16 protein-coding genes are annotated in these 20,094 nt (G+C 67.6%); 11 read left to right on the top strand and 5 right to left on the bottom strand.

The window, feature by feature from the left end:
- The first annotated feature begins 276 nt into the window (after positions 1–276).
- From ACIQ7H_RS19205 to ACIQ7H_RS19170, 8 genes are all read left to right on the top strand, one after another.
- Positions 277–1,758 (top strand): hypothetical protein, encoded by a 1,482-nt coding sequence (locus tag ACIQ7H_RS19205; protein ID WP_395794550.1) that lies wholly within the window; start codon positions 277–279, stop codon positions 1,756–1,758.
- A 40-nt stretch (positions 1,759–1,798) separates the two neighbouring features.
- Positions 1,799–2,794 (top strand): porphobilinogen synthase, encoded by a 996-nt coding sequence (hemB, locus tag ACIQ7H_RS19200; RefSeq protein ID WP_395794548.1) that lies wholly within the window; start codon positions 1,799–1,801, stop codon positions 2,792–2,794.
- A 79-nt stretch (positions 2,795–2,873) separates the two neighbouring features.
- The gene (gene aroE, locus ACIQ7H_RS19195) at positions 2,874–3,716 is read left to right on the top strand and encodes a shikimate dehydrogenase (RefSeq protein ID WP_395794546.1); all 843 of its coding nucleotides are present in this window, start codon (positions 2,874–2,876) and stop codon (positions 3,714–3,716) included.
- Between the two features lie 5 nt (positions 3,717–3,721).
- A complete protein-coding gene (locus tag ACIQ7H_RS19190; RefSeq protein WP_395794544.1) occupies positions 3,722–3,973 on the top strand; it encodes a YkgJ family cysteine cluster protein in 252 nt (83 codons plus the stop codon).
- An 88-nt stretch (positions 3,974–4,061) separates the two neighbouring features.
- Positions 4,062–5,159: a Fic family protein gene (locus ACIQ7H_RS19185; RefSeq protein WP_395794542.1), complete on the top strand. Its 1,098-nt coding sequence runs from the start codon at positions 4,062–4,064 to the stop codon at positions 5,157–5,159.
- A gap of 2 nt (positions 5,160–5,161) precedes the next feature.
- Entirely contained in the window at positions 5,162–5,722 is a 561-nt protein-coding gene (locus tag ACIQ7H_RS19180) for a YdeI/OmpD-associated family protein (protein ID WP_395794540.1), read from the top strand.
- A 142-nt stretch (positions 5,723–5,864) separates the two neighbouring features.
- Complete coding sequence (locus ACIQ7H_RS19175; RefSeq protein WP_395794538.1) at positions 5,865–6,251, top strand: VOC family protein; 387 nt, start codon at positions 5,865–5,867, stop codon at positions 6,249–6,251.
- 129 nt (positions 6,252–6,380) lie between these two features.
- The gene (locus tag ACIQ7H_RS19170) at positions 6,381–7,148 is read left to right on the top strand and encodes a MipA/OmpV family protein (protein WP_395794536.1); all 768 of its coding nucleotides are present in this window, start codon (positions 6,381–6,383) and stop codon (positions 7,146–7,148) included.
- 471 nt (positions 7,149–7,619) lie between these two features.
- On the opposite strand, the gene ACIQ7H_RS19165 is transcribed toward ACIQ7H_RS19170, so the two are convergent.
- Both ACIQ7H_RS19165 and ACIQ7H_RS19160 read right to left on the bottom strand, forming a co-directional pair.
- Entirely contained in the window at positions 7,620–7,832 is a 213-nt protein-coding gene (locus ACIQ7H_RS19165; protein WP_395794534.1) for a hypothetical protein, read from the bottom strand.
- Between the two features lie 128 nt (positions 7,833–7,960).
- Positions 7,961–10,015, bottom strand: a complete 2,055-nt coding sequence (locus tag ACIQ7H_RS19160; protein WP_395794532.1) for a S8 family peptidase — start codon at positions 10,013–10,015, stop codon at positions 7,961–7,963.
- 306 nt (positions 10,016–10,321) lie between these two features.
- On the opposite strand from ACIQ7H_RS19160, the gene ACIQ7H_RS19155 reads away from it, so the two are divergent.
- Complete coding sequence (locus tag ACIQ7H_RS19155; RefSeq protein WP_395794530.1) at positions 10,322–10,774, top strand: hypothetical protein; 453 nt, start codon at positions 10,322–10,324, stop codon at positions 10,772–10,774.
- A 42-nt stretch (positions 10,775–10,816) separates the two neighbouring features.
- On the opposite strand, the gene ACIQ7H_RS19150 is transcribed toward ACIQ7H_RS19155, so the two are convergent.
- Positions 10,817–12,907, bottom strand: a complete 2,091-nt coding sequence (locus tag ACIQ7H_RS19150) for a tetratricopeptide repeat protein (RefSeq protein WP_395794528.1) — start codon at positions 12,905–12,907, stop codon at positions 10,817–10,819.
- Between the two features lie 598 nt (positions 12,908–13,505).
- Here ACIQ7H_RS19150 and ACIQ7H_RS19145 point away from each other — a divergent pair.
- The gene (locus ACIQ7H_RS19145) at positions 13,506–13,853 is read left to right on the top strand and encodes a hypothetical protein (protein WP_395794526.1); all 348 of its coding nucleotides are present in this window, start codon (positions 13,506–13,508) and stop codon (positions 13,851–13,853) included.
- Positions 13,854–14,189: 336 nt separating this feature from the next.
- Here ACIQ7H_RS19145 and ACIQ7H_RS19140 read toward each other — a convergent pair whose 3' ends face one another.
- Positions 14,190–14,663 (bottom strand): copper chaperone PCu(A)C, encoded by a 474-nt coding sequence (locus ACIQ7H_RS19140; protein ID WP_395794524.1) that lies wholly within the window; start codon positions 14,661–14,663, stop codon positions 14,190–14,192.
- 244 nt (positions 14,664–14,907) lie between these two features.
- Here ACIQ7H_RS19140 and ACIQ7H_RS19135 point away from each other — a divergent pair, with 244 nt between their 5' ends.
- Entirely contained in the window at positions 14,908–16,638 is a 1,731-nt protein-coding gene (locus ACIQ7H_RS19135) for a hypothetical protein (protein ID WP_395794522.1), read from the top strand.
- A gap of 88 nt (positions 16,639–16,726) precedes the next feature.
- Here the strand turns inward: ACIQ7H_RS19135 and aceE are convergent, their stop codons facing one another.
- On the bottom strand, positions 16,727–19,435 hold the full coding sequence (gene aceE, locus ACIQ7H_RS19130; protein ID WP_395794520.1) for a pyruvate dehydrogenase (acetyl-transferring), homodimeric type: 2,709 nt from the start codon (positions 19,433–19,435) through the stop codon (positions 16,727–16,729).
- Positions 19,436–20,094 lie beyond the last annotated feature (659 nt).

Genomic DNA, 20,094 nt, shown 5'->3' with positions numbered 1-20,094 from the left:
CATCGTGACCCTGCCCAGTGAACTCGGAAGCAACGAGATCGCAAGCATGAGCGAATCCGCCACTCAGGAGAACGAATGACAGCTATCTGGTGAACAGGCTGTCTCAAAGGGGTTGACGCGTTCCGGAGCGCAGAGCTCGCGAGGCTGATTGCTCACGAGGACGCAGAGTTTCCCGACCTCGAGCCGGCACCGCGCATCCGAACGCTCGAAGAAATTGTGAGTCCGATCAGCGCTGCACAGATGGTCGACGCATCAGACGGCGACTTGCTGACCGCGTTGAAGGAGCTGCCGGACTCAACCGCATCCTCACATCCCTACCACCCGATGTTGGGCGGCGCAGAGCAGATTGGTCCCGAGTTCGGCAAGTTCGCCGAGCTTCGTCCTCAGCGCGCTATGGACCTCGTGCGCAATCTGCCTCCGGCCCAGCATGCGATCGCAGCGGGCTATGCGATCAAAGGGGTGGCCACCAGCGCGGCCGCAAGCGAAGTTTTTGTGTTCGCCGAAGAACTTCTCAAGCTCGGCTATGACGGAGAAGGCTTGCGCCGGGACGTAGCGACTGCGCTCGGGCGCGTGGTTGCCCTCGATGCTCCAGTGCCGGAACCTTTGCTCGAAACCCTGAGAACTTGGCTTGCGGACGACTGCTCCGGGAGTCCGCTACCGAACGAGGCTGGGCACAGCGATTTCGACAGCCAACTCTGGAGGGACGGTGGATGGCGCGCCGGATCTCAGACGCTGAACCTCATTGTTCTGTCTACGCTGGCGAAGAGCTTTCGACCTTGTGACCCACCCAGATGGTCGCGCTGGCTGGGGGTGTTTGAGGCACATGTCGTACGGGTGGAGCAGCCCTACGTTTGGACGTCCTTGGTTGCGGAGCTTCAGTATCTCCGCGAAGCAGATCGACAGCGTGCATCGGAATTCATCGGGCAGCTGCTGACGCGCCATCCTGAAATCTGTCATTCGAGGGAGATCGCGTGGCTGCTCCGAGTGTGCTTGGAATGGGCAAAAGAAGACGACGCGCTGACATGGTTCGCCCTGCTTGCGCGCTCGGCTCGACCGCGTGCAGCGCAGTCGGCTGGCGAGCTTGCGCTACTCCGGCACCTTCGATGCCCTGGCGACACTCGCACTCGGCAATACGTGGACGCGGCTTTGCGAGCATCCCCAGAGGCTGACGAGAATCGGCAATCCCAGCGTATCGGGCTTGCACACACAGCAGCGGCGTTGTGGCGGTGGCCCAGCACACGATTGCTTGCCAACACCTACTTGTTGAACCTTCTCTGCGTCGAAGATGCCCGAATCGAGACCGCGCTATCGGCGATCTTCCGCGTGCGCTTCGAGGACGAGTTCCCCGCCGACGCCTGCGCCAAAGAACTCCTCGAAGCGCTGATCGCACACCCGGCGATCCTCAAGCAGCCCGCCGCGGAACATCTGGTCGAACACCTGGATCGCCTGCTAGGTATGGGCTGGGAGCCCGAGTTGGTTGGCCGGCTCGCAATCGCACTGGTGGAGCAGGCGGGTGACACGCTGAGCGATATCGCCACTGCATGGCCGTTCTCAGCCGCCCGCTTGACCGACGTGGTGCTGCGCTTGCAGGAGGGCGAGAGCGTTGAAGTCAGAGCGCTGGGCGCAGACCTGATGGAGAAGCTGCTCGAGTACAACCTGCCCGCCGCCGGAGAGCTCATCACCGATCTGGACATGCGCTTGGATGATGCATCAGGGTCAAGGCTGCCCAGACGTCGTTCACGAGTTCGGGCGCGATGAGTCAGACTTCGCTGCTCACCTGACAGCCCCGGAGCCCGCCATGGCCTACCCGCACACCCGCCCACGCCGCATGCGTCGCGATGATTTCTCGCGCCGGCTGATGCGCGAACACGCACTCACCGCGGATGATCTGATCCTGCCGGTGTTTGTCTGCGAGGGAGACAGCGTGCGTCAGCCGGTGGGCTCGATGCCCGGCGTTGAGCGGCTGTCGATCGACCTGCTGCTGGCGCTGGCCGACCAGGCGGTCGAACTCGGCATCCCGGCGCTGGCCTTGTTTCCAGTCACGCCCGCCGAGGCCAAGTCGCTGGACGCCGCCGAAGCCTGGAACCCGCACGGTCTGGCCCAGCGCGCCGTGCGTGCACTCAAGGCGCGCCACCCGCAATTGGGCGTGATCACCGACGTCGCCCTCGACCCCTTCACCACGCACGGCCAGGATGGCCTGATCGATGCCTCCGGCTATGTGGTCAACGATGAAACCGTGACGGCGCTGGTCAAGCAGGCGCTGTCGCATGCCGAGGCCGGTGCGGACGTGGTGGCACCGTCCGACATGATGGACGGCCGCATCGGCGAGATTCGCGCTGCGCTGGAAGCCGCCGGCCACGTGCATACCCGCATCCTGGCCTACTCGGCCAAGTACGCCAGCGCGTTCTACGGCCCGTTCCGCGATGCCGTGGGTTCGGCGGGCAGTCTCGGTAAAGGCAACAAGTACACCTACCAGATGGACCCGGCCAACTCCGACGAAGCTCTGCGCGAGGTCGAGCTCGATCTGGCCGAAGGTGCCGACATGGTGATGGTCAAGCCTGGCCTGCCGTATCTCGACATTGTTCGGCGGGTGAAGGACCGCTTCGGCGCGCCGACGCTGGTGTATCAGGTCAGCGGCGAGTACGCGATGCTGAAGGCGGCGGTGCAGAACGGCTGGCTGGACGAGCGCGCGGTGGTGCTGGAATCGCTGTTGTCGATCAAGCGCGCCGGTGCGGATGCGATCTTGTCGTATTACGCGCTGGATGCCGCGCGCTGGCTGCGCGGGCAGGGGTGATCGGCTAGAGTCCTTTCAGCGTGCGCAAGCGCGCAGCCCACCCATTCGCTCCCAGCGCAGCCGCCCCAAGGAACCCGCCATGACCCAGCATTTCGCCGTGTTCGGCCAGCCGATCAGCCACTCGCTGTCGCCCTATATCCAGGCCGAGTTCGCACGGCAGTGCGGGATCGACATGGACTACGTCGCCATCGAGGCCTCCAGCGCCGATTTCGCTACTGCGGTGGCGGCGTTCGCCTCGGCCGGCGGCATGGGCGCCAATGTCACCCTGCCGCACAAGGAGGCCGCCTACGCGCTGTGCGCTGAAGTCAGCGAGTACGCCTTCCACGCTGGTGCGGTGAATACCCTGATCCGCCGCGAGAACGGCTGGCTCGGCGACAACACCGACGGCGCCGGCCTGATCCGCGACCTCACCGAGCGCGAGCGCCTCGACCTGCGCGGCCGCCGCTGCCTGATGATCGGCGCCGGCGGTGCCGCCCGCGGAGTGGCGCCGGCCCTGCTCGAAGCCGGCGTGGCCGAGCTGATGATCGTCAACCGCAGCCCGGAGCGCGCTGACAAGCTGGCTGACATCCTTGGTGAGCCCGAGCGCGTCAAGACGCGCTACTGGAATGATCTGGGCGAACAGGGCAGCTTCGAGTTGATCATCAATGCGACCTCGGCCGGCCGCCTCGGAAGTGGTCTGGACCTGCCCTTCGGCCTGCTCGCCCCGCGTGCGCTGGCGGTGGATCTTAGCTATGGCGAAGCCGCGATCGGGTTTCTGTCCTGGGCCCGCGCTGGCGGCTGCGACCATGCGGTCGATGGTCTCGGCATGCTGATCGAACAGGCCGCCGAGAGTTTCCTGCGCTGGCACGGTGAGCGCCCGCAGACGGCCGAGGTTTACGCCGCCCTGCGTGCCCGCCACAACGAACTGCACACCGCCGACTGATCCGCATGCATTGCCGCAGCGGCTGCGGCGCCTGCTGCATCGCCCCCAGCATCAGCAGCCCCATCCCCGGCATGCCGAACGGCAAGCCGGCCGGCGTGCGCTGCGTGCAGCTCGATGAACTCAACCGCTGCCGCATCTTCGGCCAGCCCGAACGGCCAGCGGTGTGTGCGGGCCTGAAGCCCGAGCCGGAGATGTGTGGACGCGATGCGGCGGAGGCGATGGCGTTTCTGGCGGCACTGGAGCGGGCGACGGGGTAGGGCGCACCAGCGCCGATGCTGATCTGCATACGAAACCGGGCTTGTTTTAGCATGTCCGGCAGACGTGCATACTAAACCTCGCTTTACTATGCATATTGGCCCCGGCATGACGCTGCAGGCGTTGCACACGCTTTCCCCGGACCGGTTCGACACCGCCCCCATCCTCAAACGACTCAACACGGCCAGCCGCAGTCTGGCCGAGCTCAAAGGCGTGGCCGCGAGCATTCCGAATCAAGCCATCCTGATCAATACGCTGACCCTGCAGGAAGCCCGCGACAGTTCGGCGATCGAGAACATCGTCACCACACAGGATGACCTCTACCGCGAGGACGATCCGGCGACGGCCTCCGGCAGCGCCATCAAGGAGGTTCTGCGCTATCGCCAGGCATTGCAGGCGGGCTTCGAGCGCGTCAGCAGTACCGGCCTGCTCACACTCAACACCCTCCTCGATGTGCAGCAACAACTGGAGAGCAATCGCGCCGGGCTGCGCAAGCTGCCCGGCACGGCGCTGCGTGACAACGCCGGTCGGCTGGTCTACGAACCCCCGCAGGATGCCCGCGAGGTGGCCCGCCTGATGGGCGAGCTGGAGCGCTTCATCCACGATGAGCCGCCGTTTCAGGCCGACCCTCTGGTGAAGATGGCCCTGGTCCATCACCAGTTCGAGAGCATCCATCCCTTCTACGATGGCAACGGTCGCACCGGCCGCATCCTCAACGTGCTGTATCTGGTGAAGGAGGGATTGCTCGATATCCCCGTGCTTTACCTGAGCCGGCACATCGTCCGCACCAAGCCGGATTACTACCGGCTGCTGCAGGCCGTCCGCGACGAGGACTGCTGGGAAGAGTGGGTGCTGTACATGCTCGACGCGGTGGCCAACACCGCTCGCGAGACCATCGATACGGTGGTCGCCATCCGCGAACTTCTGCTCACGATCAAACAGCAGGTCCGCAGCGGTCACAAGTTCTACAGCCAGGATCTGATCAACAACCTGTTCAACCATCCGTACACGCGGGTCGAGTTTGTTCAGCGCGAGCTCGGTGTCTCACGCATCACCGCGACCAAGTATCTGGATGCCCTGGCGGCTGACAAGGTGCTCGACAAGGTCCGGGTGGGGCGCAACAACTACTACATCAACCGTCGTCTATTCGAACTGCTGCAGCGGAACGACCCCAACAACGAGGCCTGACGATGCCCGCGAAGCTGCTCCAGCCCGATGTCGCGATTGATTTCGAAACCCGCCTGCTGCGCCCCGCGCAGCCGCCCGCTGCAGCCTGGGCGTTTTTTGTTCTGCCTCGCGACATGAGCGCGCGACTGCCGACGCGCAGCCAGGTGGCGGTGCAGGGCGCACTCGCAGAGCAGCCGTTTCAGGTGACCCTTGAGCCCGATGGCGCGGGCGGCCACTGGATGAAGGTCGAGCCGCAGCTGATGGCTCAGGCCGGGGTGTCGATCGGAGACACGGTCGCGGTGTCGATGAGTGTGATGGCGCAGCAGCCGGAGCCCGAGTTGCCGGCAGACTGGCGTGCAGCGCTGGCCGAGGACCCGGCGGCGCGCACGACCTGGGACGACATCAGCGCGGTGGCGCGGCGCGACTGGATCCAGTGGATGACTTCGGGCAAGAAGGCCGAGACCCGCGCAAAGCGCATCGCCACCGCCTGCGACATGCTGGCCACGGGGAAACGTCGCGCCTGCTGCTTCGATCGATCCGGCATCTACAGCGGTGCCTTCAGTGCGCCGGAAGCGGCGGAGTAGGTGTCCGCCGCCGGTGGCGAGTGCGCCCTCGACGAACGCGCGCTCGCCGGCCGCTTTCGGAGCGCTCTCGCCTTCGTCCGGAATCCGCAGCAAGAGCTCGCATGCAGTCGTGTTGCCGCCCACATCCAGCCAGGAGAACCCGATGACCACTCCCGCACGCAGCGGCGTGCTGATCTACGCCAAGCAGTTCGACTCGATGTCGGCCTTCTATCAGCGCGTACTCGGGGCGCAAGAAGTGCATGCGGATGCCCAACACCGCGTGCTGCGTTCGGCCGATGCCGAGCTGATCCTGCACGCGATCCCGCCGCACATCGCCGCGGAAATCTCTATCGAATCGCCGCCGCTGCCGCGCGAGGAGCAGGCGATCAAGCCGTTCTTCACCGTCGCGAGCCTGGCCGAGGCCGAGCGCGTGGCGGTCGCCTGCGGCGGCCGCGTGCTCGGCCCCATCTGGCCCGGCCCGGGCCTGCGCGTGCGCAATGTCTGCGACCCCGAGGGCAATATCCTGCATCTGCGGGAGCGCCTCGAGTGAACTGAGCGCTGCGGGCGACAGCGCTCGCGCGGATCAAGGCGCCGGAGGCAGCATTCAAAGCGGATTTGACGCCTCCTTGCCGCCGCGCGGAGCAGCCTGTCGGCCCACTCGACTTCCACGGCGGCGACCATGTCCTTCTCTCGTAGTGCTGCACGGATCGGCACGTACGTCATATTCGCCACGCTCGCCGCAGATGCGCACGCCCAGAACGAACGCCCTGGCCCGCCAACCTGGAGCGCCGGCGTGATGGGCATCGTGCGCGATACGCCCTACCGCGAGGCCGATAGCGACAGTCTGGTGGTGCCGTCCCTCGGCTACGAGGGCGAGCGCCTGTACCTCCGCGGCCTGAACCTCGGCTGGAAGTTTGACCCCGACGCTGCAATCGAGATCGAGCTGATTGCCCGCGCGCGCCTCGATGGCTTCGAAGCCAAGGATTCACCAGTGTTCGCCGGCATGCAGGAACGCGAGCGCTCGCTCGAACTCGGCGCCAGCGCCGGTCGCGCGCTGGGTCCGGGCCGGATCGAGTTCGCAGCATTCGCCGATGTGCTCGATCGCAGCGGCGGGCAGGAACTCGATCTGATGTGGCGCGGCGATTTCGGCCGCGGCCCGTTCCGTATCCAGCCCGAGGCCGGCCTGCGCTGGCAGAGCGCCGACCTGGTCGACTACTACTTCGGCGTGCGCCCCAGCGAGGCCACGGCCAGCCGAGCCGCCTATCGTGCTGGCTCGGCGGTGCTGCCGCGGATCGCGATCAACGCGCTCGCGCCGCTGGGTGGCCGCTGGAGCCTGTTTGCGCGGGTGTCCGTCGACGATCTTCCGGACGAGATCACCGACAGCCCGCTGGTTGAACGCGGCAGCGAGCGACGCGCCTTTGTAGGGCTGGTTTACGGTTTTCGCTGAGCGTGTGAGGCCTGTGCCGGGGGCGCTTGGTCATCTGCAGCGCGCACGCCGACGGCTGCCTGGCCGTCTTACACGGCGCCTGCAGCGAACAACTCGGCCTCTCGCCGCAGAGGCAGTGTTGCGACTCCATCCGCAGCAGCGAGCCGTCGCTTGCTCCGCTGTTTTCAGATCCCGGACGATCGCGTACCCACTTGCCGACCGCGTTGCTTGGGCGAAAGCGTGCCAGCGCCTTGCCGCTCGTAGCGCCAGGTCGTCGTGCATACCGCCGGGTAGCTGACACCCAGCTGCCGACTTGTCTCAGCCTTGCTCAAGCCGCGCTTGTACGCCTGAACAACCTGGCGGGGCCGCTCGTGCAACGCTTCCCGACTCAGGCTGCGGCCATCCACTGTCTCCACCCAACCGACCTCCGGTCCAAGACCGAGAATCTCACCGTCGGCGGCGTCGACAACTGATTGACGATTGCTGCCGGCTCTATGAGCCGGTGTTGCGGTCGCCGTAGCGGGTCCGCGCCGGGCTGTAGCCCAAGAACGTGGAACGGGCCGAGGCGATGCCCGAGCGGGCGAGGTTCTCGGTGATGCATTGCGCCTGCGCCTGAATGGGCAACGGCTGCGCCAATGCGGCCGTGCAAGCGAAACAGCGCGCGAGCCGCGCTCGCGCGGTGCACACGAGCGCGTTGAGAAGCATCGGGGAATCTTCCTGACGAGCGACGCGAAACTCTTTGAGAGTCGAGGCCTTCGGGTCGAGCAGCGCCCTTGACCCTGGAGCGTCCGCCGCGACCCGTCATCGCGACGGATCGCGGTCGCCGTGCGCGATCAGAACACGCGCACGCCGATGGCGTAGCCGAGCAGGCCGGCCGGACTCGGCGTCAGATGATCCTTCGCCGAAAGCGTGCAACCGGCACCCTGCTCGCCGAACGTCGGCTGGATCCGCCACAGCAGGCTGCCTGCGCCGCTCCAATCCAAAAACGCGCCGCAGCCGCTGCGGGCGTAGCCGGTCGGCACATCCACCGCGGCCTGCGGATGAGCGGTTGCCGGCGCGGTCGCCTGATCGATCGTGCTGTGTACATTGCCGACGCCGTTGATGGTGCTGCGGATGCCGATGGCGTAGGCGGTCACGGTCGCCGGCGACGACTGCAGATGATCCTTCGCCCGCGCTTGCCAGCCCGGCAGGCTGCGGATGTTGGCCGACAGCGGATTGGGCACCGGTGCGGATAGCGTAGCGAAGCTTCCGACGCCTTCGGTCTGGATCCGGAAGCCGCCGCCGAGCAGGGTGTAACCCGCCGGGAGATAGGCAACCGCGTCGGGCTGCGATGCGGTATCGCTGGTGGCCGGCACAACGGTCAACTGCCGCATCAGCGAACTGCGCGACCAGCCTTCGATCTTCATCGCGATCGCCCAGCCGCGGATCTCCGCCGGGTGCGGCGACAGATGTTCGGAGGTCGAAATGCGCCAGGCACCGTAACCGGCTTCCGGATAGGACGCGGTCAGCAGATGGCCGGTCGGCAGGAGTTCGCCTTCGGCGCCGCCGCCGATCACGGCCCAGCCGTCGGGCACTTCGATCGCCACCTCCAGATGCTGGCCGCGCGCGATGTCGACGTTGCGCTGGAACAGGCCGATGGTGATCTTGCCGCTGGCGTCGCTCTGCTGGTGCACCAGTCGCACCTGATCGTCGCCGTTTGCGTACAGCAGGGGCTGCGGCAGGTTGGTGAAGCCGGCGTCGTTGATCGCGGGCGTCGCCGACTCGCGGATCATTTCGGCGACTTCGGTGGGCGTGGCGTTCGGGCGGCGCTCGAGCTTCAGCGCGGCGACGCCAGCGACGTGCGGGGCGGCCATCGACGTCCCGTTGAGCGGCATGTACTCGGTGTCGCCGGTATGCCAGGCGGAGGTGATCCCGCTGCCCGGCGCGTACAGGTCGACGCAACTGCCGTGGTTGGAGAACCAGGAGCGCACGTCGTCCGGGGTGCTTGAGGCCACCGTGATCGCCTGCGGTGCGCGGGCCGGCGAGTACAGGCAGGCATCGGCATAGCTGTTGCCTGCGGCGACCACCGTGGTCACGCCCGAAGCGACGAGATTGGCGATCGCCGTGTCCATTGCCCCGTTGGCCAGACCGCCGAGACTGAGATTGGCGACCGCCGGCAGTTCACGATTCGCGATCACCCAGTCGATGCCGGCGATGATGGTCGACGTGGCGGTGTACGGCTCGCATCCGAACACCCGCACCGGATGCACGGTCGCCTGCGGCGCGACGCCGACGGCGCTGCCGGCGAGCGTGCCCGCGACGTGGGTGCCGTGGCCGATGCAATCGCCGGTGCCGTAGCCGTCCACGATCACCGCGTGACCCTGGCCCATGCGACCGTCGAATTCGATGTGGCCGCCGCGGACGCCGCTATCGATCACGTAGGCATGCACGCCGGCGCCATAGGACGGCGGGCCGTACAGGTTGTCCAGCGGCAGCGTGCGCTGGTCGATGCGGTCCTGACCCCAGCTGGCGGCCACGCCCGGGGTCGGCGTGCTGGCCTCCACCACGCTGTCCTGCTGCACCCAGGCCACGCGCGGGTCGGCGAGCAGGCGGGCGAGCGCGGCCTCTTCGGCGCGCACGGAGAAGCCGCGCAGAGCGCGGTCGTAGCTGAACAGCAGAGTGGCGCGATGCCGGGTGGCCAGTTCGCGCGCCACCGCGGCGGTCGTCGGCAGCGAACCGGATTGTCCGCCGAGGCGTGCGGCGCTCGGCTTGAGGACGACGATGTAGTTCCCGGGCACCGGTGTGCCAACGGTGCGGAGTTCGCCGGCGGATGCGGTACCGGCCAGGGCGGACAGCGCGAGACAGAGCGAGAGGGACAGGGGCGATGCAGGACAGTACTTGGGTTGCATGAGGAGCCTCGTTCGATGACGGCGGGCGCGGCGGACGGGGTGGAACCGCCGCAGTCGTGACCGCCGGGCCGAGGGCCGGGCGGCGGACAACACCTTATCGACGAGAGGCTACCGACCAGGAGTGTTGAACCGGGCCGCGGCGGGGACAAGCCGGGCCGGCGAGGCCGCGGCTGCGCTCCCATTGAACACCGTTAAGAATCAGTGGCTTGTGGGGAATGTTCCCCGGCTTGTACCCGCGGCTTTGATCGACCGGAACAGGGGCGATGCCTAAGCTTGCCGCTCCTCCAAGCCAAACCGGAACTGTCTATGCGCTCGATTTCCCTCCTGCTCGTCGCGCTGCTCGCCGGCGTCCTCCTGCCCTCGACCGCGCGTTCCCACGACACCCTGCCGGCCCACTGGTGCACCGGGCCCGACGAGACGCCGGTGATCGCCTCGACCTTCAGCTTCGCCCCGACCCAGCTGCAGAGCATCGCGGACGAGACCGCGGAACTCCTCGGCTCGGAAGGCCTCATTGCGGAAGGCCTGGCGCCGCGGCTTTCGGACGGCCGCTGCGGCATCGTCGACCGCTGGAACATGGCGACCTACATCGCGCGCACTCAGTGTTCCGCGCTCAGCGGGCATCCGAACGCGATGATCTTCATCACCGGACCCGCCAGCTACAACGACAGCGCGCACCATTCGCTGTACGACTACAGCCATGGGCTCGAAGGAGCCTGCATTGTCTGCGCCGTGCCGGGCAGCCCGCTGCTGGAGCCGTGAGACGGAGGAGGTTGCCAGCCTGAAGGCGATCCGTTCGACGCCTCAGGCCAGCGCATCCCGGCGGGTCATCGCGAGGATGCCGTCGACCCGCCGCTGCAGCGCCTCGCGCGCCTCGGGCGCCAGCCTCTCACAGTGCCCGAGCACGAAATACGCTGAGCGCAGCACATCGCGCCAGCGCGGGTTGCGCGGCAGTTTCGACAGACTGAGATAGCGCTCCATCGCGCGGGCACGCAGGCGCCCGTCGTCGATGCCCACGCTCCAGATGCGGCTGCGTTCGGCCAGCTCGATCCGGTGCAGGCCGGTGCTGCTTTCCCAGGCCTCGATCACCGCCAGCATCAGTTCGACGAGATCGCGCCGGAAGCGCGCGGTGTCGTCGTCGCCGCTGCGCGGCGCCTGCGGCGCGGGCGCGACCGGTTCGGCCCCGGTCGTCGCGGCCCCCGCCTCGCGCGCGTCCGGATGCAGCGCGATCACGATCAGGCCGTCGCCGTGTTCCCAAGGCCGCAGTTCGACTCCAACCACGGCGCCATCCGGCCCCAGCGCCATCGGCAGGATCTGGCGTTGCGCGTCCTCCATCTGTTCCAGCGCGCGGGCGAAGGCGTCTGCCTCGCCGGCGGGCAAGCGCTCCGACAGCGGCCGCCCCGACAGCGCCTCGCGATCTTCGCCCAGCAGCGCGCAGGCGGCGCGATTGACCGCCAGCAGCTGGCCTTCCGCATCCAGCAGAGCCAGCGCATCGCCGCGGCTGTCGAGCAGCGCCTGCAGCAGGCGGCGGTCTTCGGCGAGCGCGTCGGCTTCGCGGCGATAGTGCGCCAGCGCCTCCTCGTAGCGCGCGCGCCGCGCGGCCTCGGCCAGACGCGCGCGCTGCCGGTGACGCAGGAAGTAAAGACTCACAAGCGACAGCGCCGCGATGGCCGAGACCACGGTCAGCCACAGCATCAGTGCGCGCCGGCGGTTTTCGGCTTCGACCTCGGCGATCCGCCGGCGCGACTCGTTGAGATTGAAGCGCGCGTTCGACCACGCCAGCCCGCGATCGCGCTGTGCACGCAGATCCTCGACCTCGCGCGCATGCGCCTCGCGCAGCGCCGCCAGCGCCTCGGCGCCGCGGCCCATGGCTTCGAGCGTTCCCGCGGTTTCGCGCAGCAGCGCCGCGCGGCTGCCCGGCGCTTCCGGTCCGTCCGCCAGCACGCTGCGCAGACGCGCGAGCGCGGCCTCGCGACGGCCGGAGAGGCGCTCGACCCGCGCCGCCTCCAGCTGCAGTTCGACCGGCACCGGCAGCGCATGCGCCGCGGCCAGGGCGAGGCCTTCCTCCACGCTCGCCTGCGCCTGTGCGAGATCATTGCCGGCGATCGCCGCGTGCGCGCGGCCCGCGAGCAGCATCAGCCGATAGCGGCGCATGCCGCTGTGAGGCGCTGTGTCGTGGTCCTCGCCCTGCTCGCGCAGCGCGCGCAGGGCGTCGTCGAGCAGGGCGATCGCGGTGGCCGCATCGCCGCGCTCGAACGCGATCTCGCTGAGGCTGTCGTAGACGTGGGCGGCCTGGACGGTATCGCCGGAAGCGCGGAACGCGCGCAGCGCGTCGCGGTAGTAGCGCTCGGCGTCCTCGTCCTGCTCCATGTCGCGATAGACGTCCGCGATGTTGTTGAGCACCGGTCCGACCGCGGGGTCGGCGCGCTCGCGCTGCATCCGCAGACTGCGCGAGAGCGCGCGCATGGCGCCGGCGTAATCGCCGATCCGGCGCAGGCTGCTGCCGATGTTCTTCCACTGCTTCGCGGCCGCGTCACGGTCGCCCAGGGCATCGGCCAGATGCAGTGCGCATTCGAACGCGGCCAGCGCCTCGTTGGGCCGATCGCGGCCGTATTCCAGAATGCCGGCGCGGCGCACCAGTTCGTAATGCGCGCGCGGATCGTCCAGCGCCAGTACGCGCGGTGCGGCGCAGGCCAGCGCGCGCCCGGCGCCAGACAGATCGTCGTCGCCGCGCAGCGCATCGGCGCGCGCAAGCAGGGCGGCGGAATCCAAACCGGCGAAATCCTCGCAGCGCGCGGGCGCGGCGGCGGCGAACGTGGCGCGCGCGCAGTCGGAGGGCGAGGCGGCGATCGCGGTCGCCGGAAGCGCGATCGCCATGCACAGAAGGACTGCCATCGCCGAGGGTCGGATCATCGGCGCGGAGTGTACTCGAAGGCTCCGAGCCCACGGCACGGCCACGGTCGGCCCGATCGCGGGGATCGGGCCGACCGAAACGCCTGCGATGCGCGACCGGCGCACGGGATCGAACCGAGGCGCGGACCGCGTGTGGTGCTTCGCGGGCCTACCGCATCGCGCGGGTTCAGTCCGCGAGATCGACGTTCGGCAGCGGCGCGCCGATGCTGATCTGCGAACGCCGCCTGTTGTCGCCGCGCGGTACCGGGTGATCGCGGCGCCGCCCGCCATGCACCGTGTGCAGCGGCGACTGCCATCTTCAATCCGTGCGAATCCTTGGCCCATCCACATTGGATCGGGCATAAGGATGTGGCGCTCAGCACTCGAAGCAAAAGTGGTTTGTGCAGATCACAGGCAGGGTCCGGCACGTATCGCTCCCGCGCAAGTTCGAACGTCGAGCGGCTCGACGACTGGACTCAATGTGCTCACCCGAGTTTTCGCGGCAGCCTTGAGGGCGGCTCAGCGCAGCGCGGCAGGCGCGGCGGGGCCTTTCACGTGCAAGTCGGCGATGGTCTGCCCGCTCTGCAGCTGTTGACCGCGCATGGCCGCGCAGCTCGGCCAGCTCGGTCTCCAGCTCGGCGAGATCCGCAGCCGGCGCATCGATGGGCGTCGTGCCCATTCGTCGAGCCTGCGCCAGGCGCGACTGCAGCAGCCCGATGCGATCACCGTGCAGGCTCGGCAGCAGAGCGAGTTCCGCCCTCACCCGATCGAGTTGTTGCATCAGCGCCTGCATCCGGCTCGCAGCAGCCGAGGCGAGCGGATCGAACAGCAGGATCGGCGCGCCGCGCTCGTCAAGTTCGCCTTCGCGTACACGCACATCGCCTGCGAGGCCCGCCCGCGGGGCGAGCAGCGGCATCGACTGCGGCGCGGTGGAGAAAATGCCGAGTAGCCAGGCGGTGACGCCGGCGCCGATCGCGGCGCTGGCGAAGGCGGGCAGCACGAGGCGCCGGCCGTGACGGAGGTTCATTGGAGCTGACACGTGAGCGAGCATCCTGCACGGGGATTCTCAGTCCAACTCGCAATCCGGGGCGGTCGGCGATCAAGCATCACCGCCCCAGGCGGCGATCAGCGCCGCGGGGCGGTGCGACCGCTCGCGCAGAGTTGCGTCAGCAGATCGGCTGCGCGCGAGGGTCACGGCCAGCAGGCCTGACCGAGTTCCACAGCGCCGATGGGACGGCCTCAAGTTGGCGCTGGACGCCTGCGCTTATCTTCAGCGCACCTGTGCTCAGTGAGCGTGCGCCGCGGCTGCCCGCCCGCTGCGATCAGCCACCTCGAACTGCAGCTCGATTGATTCGTCACCGTCGAAGTTCAGGATCACAGCAATCCGCTCGCCCTCGGAGAACGCCGGATCCGGATTGAAGAACATCAGATGCTCGGCGCCCGGCTTCAACGCGATCTGCGCCCCTGCGGCGATCTCGATGCCGTCCGTCAGGCGACGCATGCGCATCACGCCATCGACCTCGACCATGGTGTGGATCTCGATGCTTGAGGCGCGCGGGCTGGAAGCGCCGAGCAGGCGGCGCGTGCGCTCGCCGGCGTTGTGAATCGCGATGTAACCGCCACCGACGCGGGCGCCGGGTGGCATGGGCCGCGCCCATGCGTCGCTGAGATGCAGCTCGGTGGCCTCCGCGGCCGTCACAGAGGGCGCGGGCAGAAGTGTGGCGAGCAGGAGGGTACAGAGGGCGAGGTGCTTCAGCATGGGGGTATCCGGTGGACTCAGCCCCCAGATGCTAAGCGCGCGTCCGTGAACGGTCGATGCGACAACCTGTCGCACCCGCGCAGGCTCGTGTCGTCCGGTCAGGCAAGCAAGAGGGTGCCGCGCCGAGCGGTGGCTCGCGGGAGATTGGGCGACGGTCCCTGCCGCGGATGGCGATGGCGGCAGGGATGTCGGGGCGCCGGTGATGGCCCCGTATCTCCGCCCATGTCCCCCAGCTGAGCTCGCCATGCCCATTCCGATGTCTGCCCTTGCTGCGCGCTGCCTGCTGCTCATGCTGCTGCTTGCCGGCGTATGCGCGAACTCTGCGCGCGCCCAGTTCGATGCCAGCGGCGTGCAGTATCTGAGCCCGCTCGGCGTAGCCAACAACGCCGTGGGCCGCGCCCTGGCCGCGCACCCTGATGGTCGCCTCACGGTGGCCGGAATCGGCTATCCGCGTGGTCTGTCCAGCCCGGTCACGCTGATGCTGCGGCGCTACAACGTCGATGGCACGCTGGATCCGAGCTTCGACTTCAACCTGGAACACAGCGCCAGCATCTACGTCTCCGCGCGCAGTCTGCTGGCCCTGCCGGATGGTGGATTGCTGTTGGCCTACACCCTGGTCAACCCGAACGCGCCCGGTGATGCTTCCACGCACTTGATCAAGCTGACTGCCGCGGGCAGTCCGGCCGTGGGCTTCACCCCCTTCAGCTTCAACCCCAGCCAGGGCTACGACGAAGTGCATGCGCTGGCGCTGCAGGCCGACGGCCGGATTCTGATGGCGGGCAGCCAGCCGGTCGGGAGCGGCAGCAGCGAGCGCCTGGCCGTCGCGCTGCGGCTCAATGCCAACGGCAGCCTCGATACCGATTTCGCGAGCGAGGGCTATCTCATTCAGCCCGGCATGCTCAGTCCCAACCAGCTCCAGACCTATCTCTCAGACCCTGCCTTCTATTCCATCAATCTCCTGGCCGATGGCCGCATCCAGCTGGTCGGCTCGGCCAACAATTCGACACTGAGCCGCGGCGAAGTCCTGATGGTGCGGCTGCTCGAGAACGGCAACCGCGACCCCAGCTTCAACGACGGCGAGCCGCGCCTCTACGCGCACCTGCGCGGCAGCAATCTCGGACAGAGAACCAGCGGAAACGCGGCTGATGTCTCGCCCGAGGGCGTGATTGTGGTCGGCGGTTTCAGCACCGCCGGCAACAGCAACCAGGTCTATCTCTGGCAGTTCGATGCGAGCGGCGCGCTGATGACCACGGCCTCCGATGACCTCGCCAACGTCCATCAGATCGGTGATGTGCAGTTGCTGCCCAACAGCGGCGTCGTGGCGGTCGGCAGCTACACCGATACCAGCGCGACGGGCGCCCTGGTCGCAGTGTTTCCGCAGGGACTCGGCTTCAGCGGCGCGTTCATCCCGCGCTTCTCCTCCAGCGCCCGCGACCACAGCCTGTCGGCGCTGGCCTATCTGCCCGACAGCGCGCGACTGCTCGCCTTCGGCACCGGCATCACCGAACGTGACGGCCAGTTCTCCAGCCGCTGGGTGCTGACCGAGAACGCCGTGCCGCAGCTTGATCTGCTGCCAGCGCTGCCACCGACATTGCGCTTCGAAGGCGTCGCGCCCGGCGCCGTGGTCGACAGCGGTCCGCTCAACGTTCCCGGCGTAAACGATTCTGTGCGGGTGCCGCTGCGCGTGCGCGCAGGCGAGCTCGAGGTGGCAGCCAACGCCGTGACCAGCCCGGATGACGCCAGCCCACGCCTGCTGTGGGCGAACAGCAGCGGCAACCCGGCGGCGCTCAGCCTGCGCCTTCGCCACACCGCCGCCGCAACCCTCGGCGTCGAGACGATCACCCGGCTGGAACTGGGCGGGGTGGTGCGTTCGCACAACCACGCGCTGACCGTGGGCAGCACCGCTGAGCTGCGCATGGAGTCGCTGACGGGCCAAGGCGCAGCGATCTTTGCTGACGGTTTCGAACTGCCGTAGCGAGATCATGCGGATGGCAAAACAGAAAGGGGCGCCCTGCGGCGCCCCTTTCTGTTTCACGTTGACTGCTGGCGGCGATCGCCGCGGCTCAGACCTGGGTCGGGTTCGGCTTGTCCGGATTGATGCCGAACTCCTTCAGCGCGCGCGCCACGTCCTTGGCATTCATCACGCCTTCGTCGGCCAATGCGCAGATCGCCGCATGGGCGATGTGGAAGCGGTCGACTTCGAAGAAGCGGCGCAGGTTGGCGCGGGTGTCGGAGCGGCCGAAGCCGTCGGTGCCGAGCACGGTGTAACGCATCGGAACGAAGGCGCGGATCTGATCGGCGAAGCCGCGCACGTAGTCGGTGGCGGCGATCGCCGGGCCGGCGCGGCCCTCCAGCAGCTGGGTGACGTAGGGCTTGAGTGGCGTGCTTTCCGGATGCAGACGGTTGTGGCGCTCGGCATCGAAGCCGTCGCGACGCAGCTCGGTGAAGCTGGGGCAGCTCCAGATGTCGGCAGTGACCCCGAACTCCTTCTCCAGCAGCTCGGCCGCAGCGATCACCTCGCGCAGAATCGTGCCCGAGCCGAGCAGCTGCACATGCGGCCGCTTGCTCTTGCTCTTGGCTTTCGACGATTCCCCATTCCCGTTACCCGATTCCCGCAACAGATACATGCCGCGGATGATCCCGTCCTCCGCCCCTGCGGGCATTTCCGGGTGCGGGTAGTTCTCGTTCATCAGCGTCAGGTAGTAGTACTCGTCGACCTGCTCTTCCATCATCCGGCGCATGCCGTGCTGCAGGATCACCGCCACTTCGAAGCCGAAGGTCGGGTCATACGGGCGGCAGTTCGGGATCGCGCCGGCCAGCAGATGGCTATGGCCATCTTCGTGCTGCAGTCCTTCACCGTTCAACGTGGTGCGGCCCGCGGTGGCGCCGAGCAGGAAGCCGCGCGAGCGCATGTCGGCAGCCTGCCAGGCCGAGTCGCCGATGCGCTGGAAGCCGAACATCGAGTAGTAGATGTAGAACGGCAGCATCTGCAGGTCATTGGTGCTGTAGCTGGTCGCCGCGGCCATCCAGCTGGAGAACGCGCCGGCTTCGGTGATGCCTTCTTCCAGCACCTGGCCCGCGGTGTCCTCGCGGTAGTACATCAGCTGGTCGGCGTCGACCGGCTTGTACTTCTGGCCGTGCGGCGCGTAGATGCCGATCTGCCGGAACAGGCCTTCCATGCCGAAGGTGCGGGCTTCGTCGGCGACGATCGGTACGCAGCGCGGGCCGATCTGCTTGTCGCGCAGAATGATGTTCAGCGCCTGCACAAACGCCATGGTGGTGCTGATCTCGCGTTCGCCGCTGGCCTTCAGCAGGCGCTCGAACACGCTCAGCTCGGGCGCCTTGAGCGATTCGCTGGCCTTCTGGCGGCGCTGCGGCAGCGGGCCGCCGAGTGCCGCGCGGCGGGCCTTCAGGTACTGCACTTCCGGCGAGTTCTCGCCCGGGTGATAGAACGGCACTTCAGGCAGTTTGTCGTCGGCCACGGGGATGTTGAAGCGGTCGCGGAAGGCGCGGATCGCCTCGTCGTCGAGCTTCTTGGTCTGGTGGGTCGGGTTCAGCGATTCACCCGCCTTGCCCATGCCGTAGCCCTTGACCGTCTTGGCCAGAATGACCGTCGGCATGCCCTTGGTTTTGACCGCGGCATCGTAGGCGGCATAGACCTTGTGCGGATCGTGGCCGCCGCGGTTCAGGCGCCAGATGTCCTCGTCCGACAGGTTGGCCACCATCGCTGCGGTTTCGGGGTGCTTGCCGAAGAAGTTGTCGCGGGTGTACTTGCCGCCGAAGGCCTTGCAGTTCTGGTACTCGCCGTCGACGGTTTCCATCATCAGCTGACGCAGTTTGCCGCTGGTGTCGCGCGCCAGGAGTGGATCCCAATAGCTGCCCCAGACCAGCTTGATCACGTTCCAGGCGGCGCCGCGGAAGCTGCCTTCCAGCTCCTGGATGATCTTGCCGTTGCCGCGCACCGGGCCGTCCAGGCGCTGCAGATTGCAGTTGATCACGAAGATCAGGTTGTCGAGGCCCTCGCGGCCGGCCAGCGCGATCGCGCCGAGGCTCTCGGGCTCGTCGGTTTCGCCGTCGCCGAGGAAGCACCACACCTTGCGGTCGGACTTCGGCATCAGGCCGCGGCCTTCCAGATACTTCCAGAACCGCGCCTGGTAGATCGCACTGATCGGACCCAGGCCCATCGATACGGTCGGCAGCTGCCAGAAGTCCGGCATCAGCCAGGGATGCGGGTAGGAGCTGACGCCCTTGCCGTCGACTTCCATGCGGAAGTTGTCGAGCTGGCTCTCGCTGATGCGGCCCTCCAGAAAGGCACGCGCGTACACGCCCGGTGAGGAATGGCCCTGCACGCCGATCAGATCGCCCGGATGGTCCGCACTGGGCGCGCGCCAGAAGTGGTTGAAGCCGACGTCATACAAAGTCGCCGCAGAGGCGAAGCTGGCGATATGGCCGCCGAGCTCGCCCGGCTTGCGGTTGGCGCGCACCACGGTGGCCAGCGCGTTCCAGCGCACGATCGAGCGGATCCGCCACTCCAGCGCGGCATCGCCCGGGCTCTTTGGCTCCATGTGCGGCGGGATGGTGTTGACGTACTCGGTGGTCGGCTGGAACGGCAGGAAGGCACCGGCGCGGCGAGTCAGCTCGACCATGCGCTCCAGCAGGTAGTGCGCGCGGTCACCGCCATCAGCGGCGATCACCGCCGAGAGGGCTTCCACCCATTCCTGGGTTTCGACGGGATCGAGATCGGTGTCGAGAAGGTCCTGCAGTTCGTTCATGGCTGCCCTCCGGGGTCGGCGTTCTAAGCGCGTTTGGTATTCGAGTGGTATTCGATGTGGTCTGCTGCGCCGCTTCGCCTGTCAGAACGAGGGCTGGCGCGCGCGCGACCGAGCCGCGGCATGGTAACCGATGGCCCAACCGCAGGCGTCTTGGTGCAGTGCGGCATCGGCGTACGCGAGCGTACGGTTTTGCGTTCAGCGACGCCCGAGGCGCAGCGCGGCCGCGCCGCCGACGAACAGGCCAGTTGCAATACCAATCGAGTGGGGCCGGTCAGCTCATCCGCTGACCCACGCGATGGTTCTGGCGCCGGTGGAACGCCACCGGGCCGGGTGCCGCGACGCCCTGCGCGCGCCTCGGCGGCACTCGCGAACCGCACAACCGCGCTGCGATGCCTGCTGCTGATGCGGTTTCGCCGAGCGTTGCGCCGGTGCTAAGCCCGCCCTCATGGCTTGTGATGGGCCGTTACGGCCAATTCGGGCAACTGTCGTCCTGCGTTCCGTGAGCCGCAGCGCAATTCGGCGGTGGCGGTCGGCCTATTGACCCGGCGGCATTTATCCATCAAGCCGCGTACTTGACCTTTGGGTCCTGAAAGTAGGCCCGCACGACCTCCGGCCGCTGTTCGAGTTCTTTCATGTGGTTCTCTGTGGCCAGCGTGAGC

It is taken from the genome of Aquimonas sp. (genome assembly GCF_044377145.1).
Lineage (GTDB): Bacteria > Pseudomonadota > Gammaproteobacteria > Xanthomonadales > Xanthomonadaceae > Aquimonas.
Note: the sequence above shows the minus strand (reverse complement) of the source record. Positions and strands in the feature narration are given on the sequence as shown.

What these genes read in the sequence shown, in the direction of transcription:
- hemB (WP_395794548.1), top strand. Translation starts at nt 1,799, where the DNA reads ATGGCCTACCCGCACACCCGCCCACGCCGCATGCGTCGCGATGATTTC.
- aroE (WP_395794546.1), top strand. Translation starts at nt 2,874, where the DNA reads ATGACCCAGCATTTCGCCGTGTTCGGCCAGCCGATCAGCCACTCGCTG.
- ACIQ7H_RS19190 (WP_395794544.1), top strand. Translation starts at nt 3,722, where the DNA reads ATGCATTGCCGCAGCGGCTGCGGCGCCTGCTGCATCGCCCCCAGCATC.
- ACIQ7H_RS19185 (WP_395794542.1), top strand. Translation starts at nt 4,062, where the DNA reads ATGCATATTGGCCCCGGCATGACGCTGCAGGCGTTGCACACGCTTTCC.
- ACIQ7H_RS19180 (WP_395794540.1), top strand. Translation starts at nt 5,162, where the DNA reads ATGCCCGCGAAGCTGCTCCAGCCCGATGTCGCGATTGATTTCGAAACC.
- ACIQ7H_RS19175 (WP_395794538.1), top strand. Translation starts at nt 5,865, where the DNA reads ATGACCACTCCCGCACGCAGCGGCGTGCTGATCTACGCCAAGCAGTTC.
- ACIQ7H_RS19170 (WP_395794536.1), top strand. Translation starts at nt 6,381, where the DNA reads ATGTCCTTCTCTCGTAGTGCTGCACGGATCGGCACGTACGTCATATTC.
- ACIQ7H_RS19165 (WP_395794534.1), bottom strand. Translation starts at nt 7,832, where the DNA reads ATGCTTCTCAACGCGCTCGTGTGCACCGCGCGAGCGCGGCTCGCGCGC.
- ACIQ7H_RS19160 (WP_395794532.1), bottom strand. Translation starts at nt 10,015, where the DNA reads ATGCAACCCAAGTACTGTCCTGCATCGCCCCTGTCCCTCTCGCTCTGT.
- ACIQ7H_RS19155 (WP_395794530.1), top strand. Translation starts at nt 10,322, where the DNA reads ATGCGCTCGATTTCCCTCCTGCTCGTCGCGCTGCTCGCCGGCGTCCTC.
- ACIQ7H_RS19150 (WP_395794528.1), bottom strand. Translation starts at nt 12,907, where the DNA reads ATGGCAGTCCTTCTGTGCATGGCGATCGCGCTTCCGGCGACCGCGATC.
- ACIQ7H_RS19145 (WP_395794526.1), top strand. Translation starts at nt 13,506, where the DNA reads ATGGCCGCGCAGCTCGGCCAGCTCGGTCTCCAGCTCGGCGAGATCCGC.
- ACIQ7H_RS19140 (WP_395794524.1), bottom strand. Translation starts at nt 14,663, where the DNA reads ATGCTGAAGCACCTCGCCCTCTGTACCCTCCTGCTCGCCACACTTCTG.
- ACIQ7H_RS19135 (WP_395794522.1), top strand. Translation starts at nt 14,908, where the DNA reads ATGCCCATTCCGATGTCTGCCCTTGCTGCGCGCTGCCTGCTGCTCATG.
- aceE (WP_395794520.1), bottom strand. Translation starts at nt 19,435, where the DNA reads ATGAACGAACTGCAGGACCTTCTCGACACCGATCTCGATCCCGTCGAA.